Origin of the sequence: Arsukibacterium perlucidum DSM 18276 (assembly GCF_000382165.1) — a bacterium.
Taxonomy (GTDB): domain Bacteria; phylum Pseudomonadota; class Gammaproteobacteria; order Enterobacterales; family Alteromonadaceae; genus Alishewanella; species Alishewanella perlucidum.
Map to the genome: position 1 here is coordinate 24,548 of NZ_KB907728.1, position 15,858 is coordinate 40,405.

The window sequence follows — 15,858 nt, forward strand, 5'->3', positions numbered from 1 at the left end:
TTTCCAACGAGGGTTAAAGCCTTACCATGCTTTTCGGCTATTTTTCACTTTTTGCGACCGGCTTTATTGCCGCAACCTTATTACCGGCCTCATCTGAGGTGCTGCTTCTGGCCTTAGCGCAGCAAGGTTACCCCGCCTTAGGGCTCTGGCTGGCTGCCACCAGCGGTAATACTCTGGGCTCTTGTGTTAACTGGTATCTGGGTAAAGAATTATTGCGTTTTCAGCATAGACGCTGGTTCCCGGTAAGCCCTGAGCAGTTAGCCAAAGCTGAGCTGCACTTTAAACGCTATGGTAGCTGGAGCCTGTTGCTGGCCTGGCTACCCATAGTCGGCGACCCGTTAACTTTGGTAGCCGGTACCCTGCGGGTGCGGTTTGGTTTATTTTTACTGCTGGTGACACTTGGCAAGGGCGCCCGCTATGCGGTGTTGTTATATTTAGCCAGTCAACTGTTGTAACTCTTTTTCTGTTGGCTTTATATGGCCAAATCCGTCATCATTAGCACACTTTTATATTTGCAGGAAACCGAGATGGAATATCAATTAAGCACTGAAGAGTTGGACCGGATTATGGCGCTGGATGCTGAGCAGCGTTACGACTACTTTATTCAGGCCGTGGCTGATTTAGAAGAAATCTGGATTTTAACCGACGAAGAAGGCTTTGTGCTGGTTAGCGCCGAAGATGACCGCTGCATTCCGGTTTGGCCACATGCTGAACTGGCACAGCAGTGGATTGAAGGCGAGTGGCAGCATTGCACAGCTAAAGCCATTGATGTTGCAACCTGGCTGGACAAATGGACCTCAGGTTTAAACGGCGACGAGCTGGCGATTGCGGTACTGCCTGATGCAGACGGCCCGGGCGTGGTCGTTACACCTGAAGAACTGGCGGAAACTTTAATTGATGAAATGAGCGACGACGCCTGAGCGCCTGGTCACTAATTTAAAAACTCATTTCACTAATTCATTGCCGGTGGCATTCCCGCCGGCAAATGCCATTAAGTTTTCACTGGTGATACTGCTAATCTGCGCCAACGCCTCTTTGGTAAAAAACGCCTGATGGCTGGTGATCAGCACGTTGGGGAACGTTAGTAGCCGTTTAAACACTTCATCATCTATTACTTGCTCAGATAAATTCTCAAAAAAGATATCCGCTTCCTGCTCGTATACATCTAAACCCAAATAACCAATTTTCCGGCTTTTTAAACCTTCAATTACTGTTTTGGTATTAACCAGGCCACCGCGGCTGGTATTAATCAGCATTACGCCATCGCGCATTTTGGCAAGGGAGTCGCTATTGATCAGGTGTTTAGTTGCCGGATTAAGCGGGCAGTGCAGGCTGATAATATCGCTTTGGGCATACAGCTCGTTCAGGCTGACATAGTGCCCTGCCAGTTCCTCTGCAGGTTCAACGTCATAACACAGTAGCATACAGCCAAAGCCTTTTAGTATCCGGGCGGTAGCAAGGCCAATGCGGCCGGTACCAATTAAGCCAACGGTTTTGCCGTGCATATTAAAACCGAGTAAACCGTCGATAGCAAAGTTATCATCCCGCACCCGGTTAAAGGCTTTATGCAGTTTACGATTGAGAGTCAGCATCATTGCCACGGTGTGCTCTGCCACCGCTTCCGGTGAATAGGCGGGTACCCTGGCAATCCGAATGCCTAAAGCTTTGGCGGTATCCAGGTCAACATTGTTAAAACCAGCGCAGCGCAGTGCCACCATTTCAATCCCCATGGCTGACATCTGCTGCAGTACCGGCGCCGATAAATCATCGTTTACGAAGGCACAAATGGCATGGCAACCTTGCGCCAGCTTAACGTTAAGCGCATTTAAACGACTGTCAAAATAACTGAAATGCAAGCTGGGGTGGGCCCACTGACTAAAACCATCCTGATCATATTTTTTGGCACTGAACACAGCAACTTTCATTGGTAACCCCACACTCGATTGCAACCTGTTATTTTCGGATAAGTGTAGATCAGTTGAATTGCTCATAATTAGCGCCAGATCAAACTTACAGCAGTTCTTCAATAGCCTGAGCTATGCTGCCAGGTTTAGTGCGGGGGGCGTAACGTTTTACGACTTCGCCCTGCTTGTTGATCAGGAACTTGGTAAAGTTCCACTTTATGGCCCGGGTTTTTAATAAGCCGCGGGCGCTGTCTTTTAAATGCTCAAACAGTGGCGAAGCTTTTAAACCATTGACATTAATTTTGGCCATTACCCCAAAGCTTAAACCATAGTTTAGCTGACAAAACTGCTGGATGTCGCTGTTATCACCCGGCTCCTGCCCACCAAACTGATTGCATGGAAAGGCCAGAATTTCAAAACCACGATCTTTAAACTGCTGATACAGCTCCTCAAGCTGTTGGTACTGCGGGGTAAAGCCGCATTGGCTGGCAGTATTAACGATAAGCACGACTTTGCCACGGTAAGAGGCCAAATCGACTTCCTGGCCCTGGCCATTTTTAACTTTAAACTGATGAATATTGGTCATTCTGCTTCCTGATTAAATTTTCGGTTCAGAGATTTCAGCTGTTTGATACGTTTCGCTTTCTTTAAGCTGCTTTCTTTTATCTGGCGAAGTTTGTAAGCTAACAGCCTATCATTTCACAGCAATAAGTCATTTTTATGTCAATTGAGAGTAAAGGTAAAGTCGCATTTATTGGTTTAGGCGTTATGGGCTACCCGATGGCAGGCTATTTACAGCAAAAGGGCTATCAGGTTTGTGTTTATAACCGCACTGCCAGTAAGGCAGAAGCCTGGGTGAAACAATATGGTGGTAGCCATGCGGCCACCCCGGCACAAGCAGCAACGGATGCCAGCCTGGTGTTCTTATGCGTTGGTAACGATGATGATGTGCGCTCAGTAACTTACGGTGACGATGGCGTGCTGGCTACCATGCAACCAGGCAGCGTGCTTACAGACCATACCACAGCGTCTGCGGAATTAGCCCGCGAGCTCAGTAAAGCCTGTAACACTAAGCAAGTTGGTTTTTTAGATGCGCCGGTATCAGGTGGCCAGGCCGGCGCTGAAAATGGCGTATTAACGGTAATGCTGGGTGGCGAGCCTGCGGCTTTTGACAAAGCTGAAGCGGCCATCATGAGTTATGCTCGCTGCGCTAAGTTACTGGGTCCGGCTGGCTCTGGCCAGTTGGCAAAAATGGTTAACCAGATTTGTATAGCCGGCGTAGTGCAGGGCCTGGCAGAGGCATTGAATTTTGCCAGGAACGCAGGCCTTGATGGTGCGGCGGTAGTAGACGTGATTTCGCAGGGCGCAGCGCAATCATGGCAAATGCAAAACCGCTATAAAACCATGTTGGATGACAAGTACGACTTTGGCTTTGCCGTTGACTGGATGCGTAAAGATTTAGGCATCGCCTTAAACGAAGCCCGTAAAAACGGCAGCCATTTACCGCTTACTGCATTAGTCGACCAGTTTTACAGTGAAGTACAGCAAATGGGAGGTGGCCGCTGGGATACCTCCAGTTTGTTAAAACGTTTTACCCGTTAGCCGTTTTATACTGGCTTTAATGTAGAGGTCTGATTGCTACCAGTAATCAGACCTCTGGATTTGTTATAAACTTCTGACGTCTTACTCTGCGGTCAATACCCACTCTGTTAATAACCGCACACCAAAGCCGGTGCCACCCTCAGTATGCAAACCTTTGCTACTATCACTTAAAGCATTTCCCGCTATATCCAGATGGGCAAAAGGTGTCTCGCTAACAAACTGGTTTAAAAATAACGCAGCAGTGGAAGCGCCGGTTGAACGGCCGGTATTGCGTAAATCGGCCTTCATGCTTTTCAGCTCAGGTAACATGTCATCAGATAATGGTAAACGCCACACCCGTTCATGCACAGCTTCACCCGCTTTTGTCAGTTGTGCTACCAACTGTTCATCATTACTAAATAACCCGGCATAGTAATTTCCGACGGCGGTAACTTTTGAACCGGTCAGGGTCGCGATATCTACGATTGCCCGGGGCTTGTAGTTAGTTTCAACATGCCACAGTGCGTCGGCTAGCACCAGCCTGCCTTCTGCATCAGTATTAATGATTTCAATAGTTTTACCGTTGCCAGCTTTAATTACATCGCCAGGCAGGTATGCACGGTCAGAGATCATATTTTCAGCTAAGGCCATTACACCTATCACATTAACCGGCGCTTTCTGTCTGGCAAGAGTATGCATGGTACCTAACACAGCGGCAGCCCCGGCCATATCTGACGTCATTCGTAAAATTGAATCTGCTTGTGTCTTAAGGTTATAGCCGCCGGTATCAAAGGTAATACCTTTACCAACCAGAGCGACCGGTTGTTGTTTGCTGCCTTCCCAATGTACCAGCAGCATTCTCGGAGGACGGGCACTGCCGCGGCCAACCGCCAGAATGGCACCCATGCCGGCTTTTTCTAACGCTTTTTCATCCAGTACTGTTACTTTCGCCCCTAACTTACGCAGGGCCAGAGCCTGTTTAACAAACGTTTCCGGGTAGATGCCACTGGCAGGTTCATTAATAAGATCGCGCGCCAATGCCACGCCTTCACTCAGCGCATTCAGTTGAGCCAGCCGCGTATCTGCAGCGCTCTGATCGCTGCTTAGCAGATATAGATTGCGCTGGGGTGCAGCCTTTTTTTCACTCAGGTAGCGGTCAAAGGTATAGCTTGAAAGATTTACGCCGTGGCTGAATTGCGCCAGAAACTCAGCCTGGCCAATTGCAGGGCTAATCAACGAGGCGTCAAGCTGAATGTTACTGGCAGCAGAACCTTCTAAGCTGCGAACGGATGCTGCACCTAACAAACTGGCTTGATATGCAGTAAGTTTTTCAGCTTCTCCTGTACCCATTAGTAAAACGCGTTGATACTGAGAATACGGGGTGCCCGGCGCAAGCCAGGTCAATGTGTTTCCATGAGTTGCGGTAAAGTTTTCTTGCTTACTAATAGCTGCTATTTGCGGATTAGATGTTAACTGCTCAGGACTGACTAAAAGCAGCAAAGTATCGGCAGTGTCTGAAATTGTATTGGTTGTTTTAATGGTAAATTGCCCGGCCTGAGAACTAAAGCTAGCCAATAATAACGTTGCAACAGCAGTAACACGAAACATATAAACAATCTCCAATTATAATAAACTGCTGGTATCTTCCCGAAAAGTGCTTGCTGATACAATGAAATTGGCTGAGTTTTGTCGCATATTTCTGCTGATATAACAAAAGGCGCAAATATTTGCGCCTTTTAAATCAGAGTTCTTGTTGCGGTATACTGATGTCAGGGTAATCGCAGTCTGCTGATGCTTTTGCTGCCATTGGTCACTTTTTAGTTAAATTGCATCTCTGGTATGTCGCCGTTAACGATAAGTGTACCAGCGGTTTTTTGCTGAATTTCTTTAACACTAATTCCCGGGGCGCGCTCTAGCAGGTGAAAAGCGCCGTCACGTACTTCCAGTACCGCTAAATCGGTAACGATTTTTTTAACGCAGCCCACGCCTGTCAGTGGCAGGGTGCAGCTTTGCAGCAGTTTGCTGTTACCGTATTTGTCGGCGTGGGTCATGGTTACCACTATATTTTGGGCACCGGCCACTAAATCCATAGCGCCGCCCATGCCTTTCACCAGTTTGCCAGGGATCATCCAGCTGGCGATGTTGCCGTTCTGGTCAACTTCAAAGGCACCCAGCACGGTTAAATCAACATGGCCGCCGCGGATCATGGCAAAGCTTTCAGCTGAGCTGAAAATAGCGGCGCCTTTAATAGCGGTCACGGTTTCTTTGCCGGCGTTAATCATGTCGGCGTCCAGCTCTGCTTCGGTTGGGTAGGGGCCCATACCCAGCAGGCCGTTTTCAGATTGCAGCATTACTTCAATGCCAGCGGGTACATAGTTGGCCACCAGGGTAGGAATACCGATACCCAGGTTAACGTAGTAACCATCTTCTAATTCCTGCGCCACGCGCATTGCAACTTGTTCACGAGATAAAGCCATGGTTGCCTCCTTAACCTTGCCGCACCATACGACGTTCGATGCGTTTTTCAAAGCTGCCTTTGATCACGCGCTGTACGTAAATACCCGGGGTGTGAATTTGCGATGGTTCCAGCTCGCCCGGCTCGACAATTTCTTCAACTTCAGCCACAGTAATTTTACCGGCAGTCGCGGCCATCGGGTTAAAGTTCATGGAGGTGTGGCGAAACACCAGGTTGCCATAACGGTCGGCTTTCCAGGCGCGTACGATGGCAAAATCACCGGTAATGGCTGGCTCCAGCACATAGTTGCGGCCATTAATTTCGCGGGTTTCTTTGCCTTCGGCTACCGGGGTGCCGTAGCCGGTAGCGGTGAAAAATGCCGGTATGCCAGCGCCGCCAGCGCGCATTTTCTCAGCCAGAGTGCCTTGTGGGGTTAGTTCCACTTCCAGCTCGCCGCTTAAAAGTTGTTTTTCAAACAGGGCGTTTTCACCCACGTAAGAGGCAACCATTTTTTTGATTTGCCGATCTTCCAGCAAAATGCCTAAGCCAAAGCCGTCAACGCCGCAGTTGTTGGAGACCACGGTTAAATCGGTGGTGCCCATCTTTTTAATCTGGGCAATTAAGCCTTCCGGAATACCACATAAACCAAAGCCACCGGCAATCACGGTCATCCCGTCTTGCAGGCCGGCCATGGCGTCTTCGTAGCTATGTACGACTTTATTAAACCCTGCCATTTGTTGTCCTCTGTTCTTTGCTGAACTTTAACGAAAACTCATGTGTTAAATCACCGGTAATCACTCCGTGTAACTTTGCCAGAACACGCCGTAAATACTTCCATGTAGGCTCCTGTTTTTCATCCATGAAAAACACGGTTCTGGCTAAAGTACACTGCGCGCTTACCTACTCAGATGAAACAGGCGAGTGCGGATGTGTTTTTTTCTGAGACCGTTGAAGCCCCGGACGGGCGGAAACGAGCCCCCATGGATGGGTTCACGGCGTGTCGCAGAAAAAATACACGTAGCAATTGCCGGGATGCTGCGAATTACTTAGCGTTAGTTTGCGTGCACTTCGCCTTTAACGCCAATCCTACTTTAGAACTAGGCTGCTTGCCGAGTTTACCGGTAATAAACCAGCCAGCCTCTGCCAGTGCGGTTAAATCTACCCCGTGCGCAATACCCAGACCATCCAGTAAATACACTACATCTTCAGTAGCCACATTACCTGAAGCGCCGGCGGCGTAAGGGCAGCCTCCTAAACCAGCCACTGCGCTGTCAATAATGCTGATGCCCCGGTTAAGCGCCACATAAATATTGGTTAACGCCTGGCCATAGGTATCATGAAAATGCACTGCTAATTTTTCTGCAGGCACCATAGAAAGCACAGCATCCAGCATAGCGTTTACTTTTTTCGGGGTGCCGACACCTATGGTATCGCCCAGCGAAATTTCATAGCAGCCCATCTCCAGCAGCGCTTTAGCCACCAGCGCCACTTCAGTAGGTGCAACCTCGTCCTGATAAGGGCAGCCGACCACACAGGACACATAACCGCGCACTTTAAGGCCGTCAGCCCGCGCAGCTTCAACCACCGGCGCAAAACGCTCCAGGCTTTCACTGATACTGCAGTTAATGTTTTTCTGGCTGAACGCCTCAGACGCTGCGCCAAAAATCGCCACTTCAGTCGCACCCGCAGCTTTAGCGGCTTCGTAGCCTTTTAAATTCGGGGTAAGCGCCGCATAGGTAACGCCGGCTTTACGCTGAATACCGGCAAACACCTCAGATGAATCAGCCATTTGTGGCACCCACTTGGGGGAGACAAAGGCGCCACTTTCAATGTAACTGTGGCCGGCAGCGCTTAGCATGTCAATTAAGGCAATTTTATCGGCAGTGCTGACATTTTGCTCATTTTGCAGGCCATCACGCGGGCCCACTTCCACTATCCGAACGCGTTGCGGTAAGCTCATGCTTCCTCCGGGCTGAAATCGACCAGTTCGGCGCCGTCTTTTACCAAATCACCCGCGCCGTAGAACACCTCATTTACCACACCATTTTTCGGCGCTTTAATGCTGTATTCCATTTTCATCGCTTCCATGATCACCAGGGTATCGCCGGCTTTAACTGTAGCACCGGCTTTGGTCATTACCGCGACAATAGTGCCGTTCATCGGTGCCGTTAAGCTGCCAGCGTGCTCGCTGCCATCGAGCTCGGTAGTCACTTCAGTGCGGTAAATAAAGTCGTAGCGATGGTGTTTAATAAATACGCTAATTGTGTCCTGATACCGGCTGACCCGCACCTTGGTTTTATGATCCCCCAGGGTGGCACTTAGTTCATCACCGCTAAGTTCAGCCAGGCAGCATATTTGCTGGCCTTGCAACTCAACAACATAATGCTGTTGCTGCTCGCGAATAGTGAGCTGCTGCGCTTGCTCGTCGTGGATTAGATTCAGCACTACCGTTGGTGTTTCGTTTAAGCGCCAGCCATGGCTGTATTGCCAGGGGCTTGGGCTGCTGTGGCTTGGCAACGGCGTTTTTTGCTGCTCTAAAATAAATAAAGCTGCCAGCACCAGCGCTTGGTTGTTTTCTTTGTTGGCTGGTGCGAACAGCGTGTCCTGATGATGATTAATAAAGTTAGTATCAAGCTCGGCTGCTTTAAAAGCCGGGTGCTCGGTTAAGCTGGTTAAAAAGCTTAAGTTAGTGGTAACACCGGCAATCCGGTAATCGTCCAGCGCGCGTAGCATGCGGGCAATGGCGCGGTCGCGGCTTTCATCCCAGACAATAAGTTTGGCAATCATCGGGTCGTAATAGGGCGATACTTCGTCATTTTCCACTACGCCGGTATCTACCCGTACATAACGGCTGGCTTCTGGCTGGCGTAAATACGTCAGCTTGCCGGTTTGCGGCAGGAAGTCGTTGTCAGGGTCTTCGGCATACACCCGCACTTCAATGGCATGGCCATCAATTTGCACTTCATCCTGACTTAGCGGCAGGGCTTCATCTGCTGCCACTAACAGCTGCCATTTGACTAAGTCCTGACCGGTGATCATTTCGGTTACCGGATGCTCAACCTGCAGCCGGGTGTTCATTTCCATAAAATAGAAGGAGCCGTCTTCGTCAAACAAAAACTCGACGGTGCCGGCGCCCCTATAGTCAATGGCTTTGGCGGCTTTTACCGCCGCTTCGCCCATAGCTTTACGCTGCTCGCTGCTGAAATTCGGTGCTGGCGCTTCTTCAATCACTTTCTGGTGGCGGCGCTGAATGGAGCAGTCCCGCTCGGCTAAATACACCGCATTGCCGTGGTTATCGCAAAATACCTGAATTTCGATATGCCGCGGCTTGGTTAAGTAGCGCTCGATCAACATTTTGTCATTGCCAAAACCGGCTTTGGCTTCACGCCGGGCGCCGGCCAGCGCATCGCTAAACTCTGCTTTGTTCCAGACCACCCGCATGCCTTTACCACCGCCACCGTAGGCGGCTTTTAACAGCTGCGGATAACCAATTTTGGCAGATTCCGCGGCCAGCAGTGCATCGGACTGATCATCACCGTGATAGCCCGGTACCAGCGGCACGCCGGCATCGGCCATAATTTTCTTGGCAGCGCTTTTTGAGCCCATCGCCGTAATAGCGCCAACCGGAGGGCCGATAAACACGACACCGGCATCAGCACAGGCTTTGGCGAACTCTTCATTTTCAGATAAAAAGCCATAACCCGGGTGAATGGCTTCAGCACCACTTTGTTTGGCAATATCAATAATTTTATCGCTGCGCAGGTAAGAATCTTTACTCGGGGCAGGGCCCAGTAAATAGGCTTCGTCGGCCATTCGCACATGGCGGGCATTGGCGTCGGCTTCTGAATAAACGGCAACGCAGCGAATGCCAAGTTTATGGGCGGTGTCGATAACCCGACACGCAATTTCGCCACGATTAGCGATTAATATTTTCCGGAACATACTTATTTGTCCTTTAGCTTGGCGTTTGCCTGAGCATTATTCTGCAACCAGTTGGGGCGGCGCTTTTCCAGAAAAGCACCCAGGCCTTCCTGACCTTCTGCTGAGACCCGAATTTCAGCAATGGCCTGGGTTGTGTGAGCCACCATATTGTCGCTGATTTTGCGGTTATAAATATTATGGATCAGGGTTTTCGCGGCGCTGATTGCCGCCGGGCTGTTTTGCAGCAAGCCGTCGATAAGCGCGTCGGCTTTTTCGGTCAGTTCACTGGCACTGGTCACTTCATGCAGTAAACCCAGCTGTTTAGCCGTATCGGCACTAAAGCGCTCGGCGGTTAAAAAGTAGCGCCGGCTTTGCCGCTCGCCCAGGGCGCGCATGACATAGGGGCTGATCACCGCCGGGATAAGGCCAATTTTCACTTCGCTTAAACAAAAACTGGCGTTGTCGCTGGCAATGGCGATATCACAACACGCCACCAGTCCCACTGCGCCACCAAAAGCTGCACCTTGCACTACAGCAACTGTCGGTTTCGGGAATTTATCCAGCTTGTGCATTAACATGGCCAGCTCGTTAGCGTCGTCCAGATTTTGCTGATAGTTTTTTTCGGCCATCGAGCGCATCCAGTTTAAATCGGCACCGGCAGAGAAGTTTTTGCCATTGGCGTTTAACAACAACAGCCGTACGTCCGGATTAGCAGCCAGCCGGTCGAGTACCTGAATAAGCTCGGCAATCATCAGATCATCGAAGGCGTTGTGCACTTCGGGCCGGTTTAACGTTAAGCTGGCCACGCCGCGCTGGTCGATACTGACTTGGGTGTAAACCTGGTTCATCTTTTCTCCGAAAGTGTTAATGCAACCTGAGACTATCTCTCTCCGATATCGCGGTTGCTGCGAGCTTGGCTCATATAAACCGGCAATCGCGCCGCACAACTTTGCCAGAACACGCCGTAAACCCCTCCATGGGGGCTCTTGTTTTTCATCCATGAAAAACACGGTTCTGGTCAAAGTGTACTGTGCGCTTGCCTCTATCGGCGTACCAGCAAGCGTATGTGCTTTTTTCTGAGACCGTTGCAGGCCATGGATGGCCGGAACCGAGCCCCATGGACGGTTTATGGCGTGTCGCAGAAAAAATGCACGGAGCGACAGCGGCTTCGATAACCGCTAAAGCACCTTGCAATTAACTACATCCTAAACACACCAAACTTAGTCTCTTCAATTGGCGCATTAAGTGCTGCCGCCAACGCCAGACCCACTGTCATCCGGGTTTGGGCCGGGTCAATAATACCGTCATCCCACAAGCGACCGCTGGCGTAGTAGGGGTGTCCCTGCTTCTCGTACTGTTCAATAATCGGCTGCTTCAGCGCTTTTTCCGCTTCGGCCGACAGCGTTTCGCCTTTACGGGCCAAACCATCTTTAGTGACCTGCGCCATTACCCCGGCAGCCTGCTCGCCACCCATCACCGAAATGCGGGCATTCGGCCACATCCACATCATGGTTGGGTCATAGGCGCGGCCACACATACCATAGTTACCTGCGCCGTAGCTGCCGCCAATTAACACCGTAAATTTCGGCACTTTGGCACAGCTTACTGCCATTACCATTTTGGCACCGTGTTTGGCGATACCTTCGGCTTCGTACTTTTTGCCGACCATAAAGCCGGTAATGTTCTGTAAAAACAGCAGCGGAATTTTGCGCTGGGCACACAGCTCAATAAAGTGAGCACCTTTTTGCGCCGACTCAGAAAATAAAATCCCATTATTGGCGACAATGCCCACCGGATAGCCGAAGATGCGCGCAAAACCGCAGACTAAGGTCGCGCCGTAATACTGCTTAAACTCGTCAAAATCTGAGCCATCAACAATCCGGGCAATCACTTCTTTGACATCAAATGGCTTGCGAAGATCAGTACCAACAATGCCGTACAGCTCTTTGGCGTCATAAAGCGGCTCTTGTGGCGCTTTTACATCCATTGGCGCTGGCGCAGGGCGGTTTAAACGTGATACCGCGTTGCGGGCCAGTTGCAGCGCGTGCTCGTCATTTAACGCATAGTGATCGGCCACGCCGGAGATTTTACAGTGCACGTCGGCACCGCCAAGCTCCTCGGCTGAGACTTCCTCACCGGTAGCGGCTTTAACCAGCGGTGGGCCGGCTAAGAAGATAGTGCCTTGCTCTTTAACGATAATGCTTTCATCGGCCATTGCCGGCACATAAGCACCACCGGCGGTACACAGGCCCATTACCACCGCAATTTGCGGTATGCCTTTGGCTGACATATTGGCCTGATTAAAGAAGATCCGGCCAAAGTGCAATTTATCGGGGAACACATCATCCTGGCGTGGCAGGTTCGCGCCGCCTGAGTCCACCAGATAAATACAAGGCAGGTGACAGCGTTCGGCGATTTCCTGCGCCCGTAAGTGTTTTTTTACGGTAAGCGGATAGTAAGTACCGCCTTTCACGGTGGCGTCGTTGGCGACAATCATGCACTCAACACCACTAACCCGGCCAATACCCGCTACTACCCCCGCGCTTGGCACGTAGTCGTCATAACATTCCCAGCCGGCAAACTGGCCCACTTCTAAAAAGGGTGAACCCGGGTCCAGCAGTTTCTGAATGCGCTCACGGACAAACAATTTGCCCCTGGCAGTGTGGCGGGCAATTAATGCTTCACCACCACCGAGTTTAATTTGCTGTACTTTACTGTTCAGATCGTCCACTACGGCTTGCATCGCCTCAGCGTTTTTCTGAAATTCTTCAGTACGCGGATTAATTTTGCTGCTGATTTTCGTCATATCAGTTCGACTCGGTAAATAACTCGCGGCCAATCAGCATGCGGCGAATTTCTGACGTTCCGGCACCAATTTCATACAACTTGGCATCGCGAAGTAAACGGCCGGTAGGGTATTCGTTTATATAGCCATTGCCGCCTAACAACTGGATGGCATCCAGCGCCATTTTGGTCGCCAGCTCGGCCGAATACAGAATAACAGCAGCGGCATCTTTGCGGGTGGTTTCACCACGATCGCAGGCTTTGGCTACGGTATAAACATAAGATTTAGCCGCATTCATCTGGGTGTACATATCGGCTAACTTGCCCTGGACCAGCTGGAATTCACCAATGGCCTGGCCAAACTGTTTACGGTCATGAATATAAGGTACTACCACATCCATACAAGCCTGCATAATACCCAGTGGGCCGGCTGCCAGTACCACGCGCTCATAGTCGAGGCCACTCATTAATACTTTCACGCCGCCGCCAATCTGGCCCAGTACGTTTTCGGCCGGTACTTCGCAGTCTTCAAATACCAGCTCACAGGTATTAGAGCCACGCATCCCTAATTTATCCAGCTTCTGCGCGGTGCTGAACCCTTTAGTGCCGCGCTCGACAATAAAAGCAGTAATGCCTTTGCTGCCGGCGTTAATGTCGGTTTTAGCGTAAATGACATAGGTGTCGGCGTCGGGGCCGTTGGTGATCCACATTTTATTGCCATTTAAAATGTACATATCGCCTTTTTTCTCAGCGCGCAGCTTCATGCTAACCACATCTGAGCCGGCATTGGGTTCACTCATCGCCAGGGCACCGATATGCTCACCGGAGCACAGCTTAGGCAGGTACTTCAGTTTTTGTTCTTCAGTACCGTTGCGGAAAATCTGGTTAACACACAAGTTAGAGTGGGCGCCGTAAGACAAGCCAACTGAAGCCGAGGCCCGGCTGATTTCTTCTAATGCTACAACATGCTCTAAATAACCCAGGCCAGAGCCACCGTATTTTTCATCAACGGTAATGCCCAGCAGGCCTAAGTCACCAAATTTACGCCATAACTCATTCGGGAATTCGTTAACCTGGTCAATGTGTTCAGCACGTGGTGCTATTTCTTCGCGGGCAAAGGCATTGACCTGCTCGCGGATCATATCGACGGTTTCGCCTAAATCGAAGTTCAGGCCTTTATAACTGCTAATCATGGTAAATCCCCGTTTGCTGTGTGCTGAAAACTGCTTAAACAGTTTTGGATTGTTTGGCGTCGGCTAAGGTGTCGCGGCAACGTTTTTCAACGGTAACCAGCTCCATTAGCACCACTTTAATGTCGTCCAGTTGCTGATGCAGTTCGGTTTTCTTCTGCTCGATTAACTTCAGCATGGTGTTTAATTGGGTAACGCTGCTTTTATCGGCGTCGTATAGTTCAAATAACTGGCCGGTTTCGGCCAGGCTGAAACCAAGCCGCTTACCGCGCAGGATAAGCTTTAGCCGAACCCGGTCGCGTTTGCTGTAAATGCGGGTCTGGCCATTGCGCAATGGCGTAAGCAGCCGCTGATCTTCGTAAAACCGAATGCTGCGGGTAGTAATGTCGAACTCTTTAGCCAGCTCGCTGATACTGTAGGTTTTTTCTTCTTTTTCTGTCATGACTGCCTTCCCGAAAAACGCCATCAACTATAAGTGAAGTTTACGTAAAGGTAAAGCTGATGCCTGGCGCTGAAAATGGACAAACAGGCGATTTGGCTGGCTTTGTAAAGCAAAAATGCCAGATTTTGCTGGTCCGACTGTACAGTTTATTGAACCATTTCCCGAACTATAAGCGGCCGACACTACCATAGTGCTAGATGGTTGACGTTGGCGTAAACGTAAATTTGGTGTAGGCTCTTGGGCATCTTTTCAGGCCAACCTTATACAGGAGAGCGAAATGGCTTCTGACAATAAAGAACACAACCAGCAAAACAATATCGTAATTGTTGCCGCTAAGCGCACCGCCATGGGCGGTTTTATGGGCGGGCTAACCGACGTTGACGCCACCGTACTGGGTGCAACTGCCATTAAAGCAGCGTTAGAGCAGGCTGGTATCAGCGGCGATAAAGTCAGCGAAGTGATTATGGGTAACGTGCTGCCAGCCGGTTTAGGTCAGGCCCCAGCGCGCCAGGCCACCTTAAAAGCGGGCTTACCATTAAGCGCCGGTGCTACCACTATCAATAAAGTGTGTGGCTCAGGCCTCAAAGCCGTGATGCTGGCCAGCGATTTACTGAAAGCCGGCAGTGCCGATGTGGTGGTAGCCGGTGGTATGGAGTCGATGAGCAATGCGCCTTATTTACTGCCCAAAGCCCGCAGCGGTTACCGGATGGGCCATGGCGAAATTAAAGATCATATGATGCTGGACGGCCTGGAAAATGCCTACGACGGCAAAGCCATGGGTTGTTTTGCCCAGGGTACCGCAGATGAAAAAGGCATAACCCGCGAGCAGATGGACGCCTTTGCGGTGCAATCCACTACCCGTGCCCAGCAAGCGATTGCCAGCGGTGCCTTTGACGCCGAAATTACCCCGTTAAGCTTTCAGACCCGTAAAGGTGAAGTGACTTTTAAGGTCGATGAGCAGCCAGGCAATGCCAAACTGGATAAAATTCCCAGTTTACGCCCGGCCTTTGCCAAAGACGGCACCATTACTGCGGCGAACTCCAGCTCTATTTCAGATGGAGCGGCAGCACTGGTATTAATGCGCGAAGCGGATGCCAAAGCACAGGGCGCTGCCATTCTGGCCCGCGTTGTGGCGCACAGCACTAACTCAATGGAACCGGTGCTGTTTACCGTTGCCCCGGTTGGTGCGATGCAAAAAGTATTGCAAAAGGCCGGCTGGGACAAAGAACAAGTCGATTTATGGGAAATTAACGAAGCCTTTGCCATGGTAACTATGCTGGCGATTAACGAGCTGGGCCTGGATGCCGCCAAAGTAAACGTTAACGGCGGTGCCTGCGCTTTGGGCCACCCGATAGGTGCTTCAGGCGCCCGGATTCTGGTTACCCTTATTCATGCACTGCGTAACCGCGGCCTGAGCAAAGGCGTAGCCTCGCTGTGTATTGGTGGCGGTGAAGCCGTTGCCTTAGCAGTTGAAGTTCTGTAAATCAGAGCAGTATAAGAAATAAGGAGTGAGGTTGGGAACCTGATAGCGCAGCCACAGAGTGTCTGAAGATTTGTGCAACAAATCTGAGTTGCTGTGGC

At 50.5% G+C, this 15,858-nt stretch carries 15 protein-coding genes; 4 read left to right on the top strand and 11 right to left on the bottom strand.

Annotated features, from left to right (window positions below; genetic code table 11):
• Positions 1-26: 26 nt before the first annotated feature.
• Entirely contained in the window at positions 27-455 is a 429-nt protein-coding gene (locus H141_RS0116285) for a YqaA family protein (RefSeq protein WP_019677352.1), read from the top strand.
• A 72-nt stretch (positions 456-527) separates the two neighbouring features.
• Positions 528-920, top strand: a complete 393-nt coding sequence (locus H141_RS0116290) for a DUF2750 domain-containing protein (RefSeq protein WP_019677353.1) — start codon at positions 528-530, stop codon at positions 918-920.
• A gap of 24 nt (positions 921-944) precedes the next feature.
• On the opposite strand, the gene H141_RS0116295 is transcribed toward H141_RS0116290, so the two are convergent.
• Together H141_RS0116295 and H141_RS0116300 are read right to left on the bottom strand one after the other, a co-directional pair.
• Complete coding sequence (locus H141_RS0116295) at positions 945-1,925, bottom strand: 2-hydroxyacid dehydrogenase (protein WP_019677354.1); 981 nt, start codon at positions 1,923-1,925, stop codon at positions 945-947.
• 85 nt (positions 1,926-2,010) lie between these two features.
• The gene (locus H141_RS0116300) at positions 2,011-2,490 is read right to left on the bottom strand and encodes a glutathione peroxidase (protein ID WP_019677355.1); all 480 of its coding nucleotides are present in this window, start codon (positions 2,488-2,490) and stop codon (positions 2,011-2,013) included.
• 134 nt (positions 2,491-2,624) lie between these two features.
• Here H141_RS0116300 and H141_RS0116305 point away from each other — a divergent pair, with 134 nt between their 5' ends.
• Entirely contained in the window at positions 2,625-3,506 is an 882-nt protein-coding gene (locus tag H141_RS0116305; RefSeq protein WP_019677356.1) for an NAD(P)-dependent oxidoreductase, read from the top strand.
• A gap of 81 nt (positions 3,507-3,587) precedes the next feature.
• Here H141_RS0116305 and H141_RS0116310 read toward each other — a convergent pair whose 3' ends face one another.
• From H141_RS0116310 to H141_RS0116350, 9 genes are all read right to left on the bottom strand, one after another.
• Positions 3,588-5,093 carry a leucyl aminopeptidase gene (locus H141_RS0116310; RefSeq protein ID WP_019677357.1) on the bottom strand — a complete coding sequence of 502 codons (1,506 nt, stop codon included), beginning with the start codon at positions 5,091-5,093 and terminating at the stop codon, positions 3,588-3,590.
• Between the two features lie 209 nt (positions 5,094-5,302).
• The gene (locus tag H141_RS0116315; RefSeq protein ID WP_019677358.1) at positions 5,303-5,962 is read right to left on the bottom strand and encodes a CoA transferase subunit B; all 660 of its coding nucleotides are present in this window, start codon (positions 5,960-5,962) and stop codon (positions 5,303-5,305) included.
• Positions 5,963-5,972: 10 nt separating this feature from the next.
• Positions 5,973-6,674 carry a CoA transferase subunit A gene (locus tag H141_RS0116320; RefSeq protein ID WP_019677359.1) on the bottom strand — a complete coding sequence of 234 codons (702 nt, stop codon included), beginning with the start codon at positions 6,672-6,674 and terminating at the stop codon, positions 5,973-5,975.
• Positions 6,675-6,982: 308 nt separating this feature from the next.
• Complete coding sequence (locus H141_RS0116325; protein ID WP_019677360.1) at positions 6,983-7,900, bottom strand: hydroxymethylglutaryl-CoA lyase; 918 nt, start codon at positions 7,898-7,900, stop codon at positions 6,983-6,985.
• Complete coding sequence (locus H141_RS0116330; RefSeq protein WP_019677361.1) at positions 7,897-9,882, bottom strand: acetyl/propionyl/methylcrotonyl-CoA carboxylase subunit alpha; 1,986 nt, start codon at positions 9,880-9,882, stop codon at positions 7,897-7,899. The genes H141_RS0116325 and H141_RS0116330 overlap by 4 nt, the downstream gene beginning before the upstream one ends.
• A gap of 2 nt (positions 9,883-9,884) precedes the next feature.
• Positions 9,885-10,709 (bottom strand): enoyl-CoA hydratase/isomerase family protein, encoded by an 825-nt coding sequence (locus tag H141_RS0116335; RefSeq protein WP_019677362.1) that lies wholly within the window; start codon positions 10,707-10,709, stop codon positions 9,885-9,887.
• A gap of 350 nt (positions 10,710-11,059) precedes the next feature.
• Positions 11,060-12,667 carry a carboxyl transferase domain-containing protein gene (locus tag H141_RS0116340; RefSeq protein ID WP_019677363.1) on the bottom strand — a complete coding sequence of 536 codons (1,608 nt, stop codon included), beginning with the start codon at positions 12,665-12,667 and terminating at the stop codon, positions 11,060-11,062.
• 1 nt (position 12,668) lies between these two features.
• Positions 12,669-13,838 (bottom strand): isovaleryl-CoA dehydrogenase, encoded by a 1,170-nt coding sequence (locus H141_RS0116345; protein WP_019677364.1) that lies wholly within the window; start codon positions 13,836-13,838, stop codon positions 12,669-12,671.
• A 34-nt stretch (positions 13,839-13,872) separates the two neighbouring features.
• Complete coding sequence (locus H141_RS0116350; protein ID WP_019677365.1) at positions 13,873-14,277, bottom strand: MerR family transcriptional regulator; 405 nt, start codon at positions 14,275-14,277, stop codon at positions 13,873-13,875.
• Between the two features lie 277 nt (positions 14,278-14,554).
• Between H141_RS0116350 and H141_RS0116360 the strand changes: the two genes are divergently transcribed.
• Positions 14,555-15,760 carry a thiolase family protein gene (locus H141_RS0116360; protein WP_019677367.1) on the top strand — a complete coding sequence of 402 codons (1,206 nt, stop codon included), beginning with the start codon at positions 14,555-14,557 and terminating at the stop codon, positions 15,758-15,760.
• Positions 15,761-15,858 lie beyond the last annotated feature (98 nt).

Excerpts from the sequence above, each read along its gene's own strand:
- H141_RS0116340 (WP_019677363.1), bottom strand. The coding sequence starts at position 12,667 with ATGACGAAAATCAGCAGCAAAATTAATCCGCGTACTGAAGAATTTCAG.
- H141_RS0116300 (WP_019677355.1), bottom strand. The coding sequence starts at position 2,490 with ATGACCAATATTCATCAGTTTAAAGTTAAAAATGGCCAGGGCCAGGAA.
- H141_RS0116350 (WP_019677365.1), bottom strand. The coding sequence starts at position 14,277 with ATGACAGAAAAAGAAGAAAAAACCTACAGTATCAGCGAGCTGGCTAAA.
- H141_RS0116330 (WP_019677361.1), bottom strand. The coding sequence starts at position 9,882 with ATGTTCCGGAAAATATTAATCGCTAATCGTGGCGAAATTGCGTGTCGG.
- H141_RS0116290 (WP_019677353.1), top strand. The coding sequence starts at position 528 with ATGGAATATCAATTAAGCACTGAAGAGTTGGACCGGATTATGGCGCTG.
- H141_RS0116295 (WP_019677354.1), bottom strand. The coding sequence starts at position 1,925 with ATGAAAGTTGCTGTGTTCAGTGCCAAAAAATATGATCAGGATGGTTTT.
- H141_RS0116335 (WP_019677362.1), bottom strand. The coding sequence starts at position 10,709 with ATGAACCAGGTTTACACCCAAGTCAGTATCGACCAGCGCGGCGTGGCC.
- H141_RS0116320 (WP_019677359.1), bottom strand. The coding sequence starts at position 6,674 with ATGGCAGGGTTTAATAAAGTCGTACATAGCTACGAAGACGCCATGGCC.
- H141_RS0116360 (WP_019677367.1), top strand. The coding sequence starts at position 14,555 with ATGGCTTCTGACAATAAAGAACACAACCAGCAAAACAATATCGTAATT.
- H141_RS0116345 (WP_019677364.1), bottom strand. The coding sequence starts at position 13,838 with ATGATTAGCAGTTATAAAGGCCTGAACTTCGATTTAGGCGAAACCGTC.
- H141_RS0116305 (WP_019677356.1), top strand. The coding sequence starts at position 2,625 with ATGTCAATTGAGAGTAAAGGTAAAGTCGCATTTATTGGTTTAGGCGTT.
- H141_RS0116315 (WP_019677358.1), bottom strand. The coding sequence starts at position 5,962 with ATGGCTTTATCTCGTGAACAAGTTGCAATGCGCGTGGCGCAGGAATTA.
- H141_RS0116310 (WP_019677357.1), bottom strand. The coding sequence starts at position 5,093 with ATGTTTCGTGTTACTGCTGTTGCAACGTTATTATTGGCTAGCTTTAGT.
- H141_RS0116285 (WP_019677352.1), top strand. The coding sequence starts at position 27 with ATGCTTTTCGGCTATTTTTCACTTTTTGCGACCGGCTTTATTGCCGCA.
- H141_RS0116325 (WP_019677360.1), bottom strand. The coding sequence starts at position 7,900 with ATGAGCTTACCGCAACGCGTTCGGATAGTGGAAGTGGGCCCGCGTGAT.